This is a genomic window from Chryseobacterium gambrini (assembly GCF_900156825.1).
GTDB lineage: Bacteria > Bacteroidota > Bacteroidia > Flavobacteriales > Weeksellaceae > Chryseobacterium > Chryseobacterium gambrini.
Genome location: NZ_FTOV01000049.1, coordinates 1 through 1,253 on the forward strand (window position 1 = coordinate 1; position 1,253 = coordinate 1,253).

Genomic DNA, 1,253 nt, shown 5'->3' on the forward strand with positions numbered 1-1,253 from the left:
AACACCTCGGCAATTTCATAAAAGTCGGTGATAAGGTAGAAATCAGACTGGGGTACAACCGGCAGCTGTTTACAGAGTTTACCGGCTATGTGGCACGGTCACCAAGGATTAATATTCCCTATGAACTGATTTGCGAGGATGAAATGTGGCAGCTCAAACGAAAAGAAACAAGCGTGTCAGTTGAAAACGCCACGGTACAGCAGATTATTCAGGCGGTCGCTCCAGGGTATGAACTGGATTGTATTGATGAAGTCTACGGAGATTTTTCGATGAAACAGACCACCGCCGTCAAGGTTTTTAATGAGCTTCAGGAAAAAGCGGGCATTTATACCTTTTTCAGGGACGGACGACTGGTGTGCGGTAAAATCTATTCGGACGAAAAAGTTTCAAAGGCTCAGCCGGTGTTTGAATACGGCGAGAATATTATTGATCACAACCTGCAATATATTTTCCCGGATGAAGCTAAAGTGAAAATTTATGCGAAAAGTATTAATAAAAGCGGTCAGGTCACAACGTATGAAACGGGTGAAGAAGGCGGCGATATTGAACACTGGACTGATAGAGACGGACTTACCAAAGAGGAACTTAAAGAGCGAACCGATAACAGATTTAAGAACCTTAAAACAAGAGGCGGGTATAAAGGTACTATAACCTCTTTCGGTTGGTCACGGGTGGAACACGGACAGGTAGTACAGGTACAGGATAAAAAGTATGAAGAAAGGAACACCAAAAATTTTGTGGATGAAGTGGAGATCACGATGAGCGCAACCGGCGGTTACAGGAGAATAATTGACATAGGAAAAACATACAGGGATGGAGAGTTTAAAAAAATTACTTAACAGGTTTCCGATAGTCTTAGATACGGCAAAAGTAATCAAGGTTGAGAATGACTATTGTCAGGTTGTAACCATTGATAATAAAAAAGAATTTTTTGATTGCTCTTTTAATGCGGTTGTTGAAAACAAAACAGATAAACTTGTTATCATACCGAAGGTAGGAAGCTTAGTAACAATTGGTACTTACCAAAAAAACAATAAGGCAGTAATCCTTTCCGTAAGCGAGGTTGAAAAGATTTATTTCAGGAACGAAAAATCAGAATTCACTTTCGATGGTTCCGGTTTTCAGTTCAACCGGGACGGTGAAAATTTAAAGGAAGTTCTTAACGGGTTTCAGGACGGGTTCGGGAAACTCTGTGATGAGCTGGCAAAAGTGGTGGTTTCTATCGGGGTAACCCCTGACGTTCCGGCAATCAT

General features: G+C 41.4%; 2 protein-coding genes. Both read left to right on the forward strand.

Annotated features, from left to right (window positions below):
• The coding region (locus tag BW951_RS22980) for a hypothetical protein (protein WP_076396895.1) at positions 1–839 on the forward strand (839 nt) is incomplete at its 5' end.
• On the forward strand, positions 814–1,253 hold a 440-nt coding region (locus BW951_RS22325), incomplete at its 3' end, for a hypothetical protein (protein ID WP_139326256.1). The genes BW951_RS22980 and BW951_RS22325, both read left to right, overlap by 26 nt.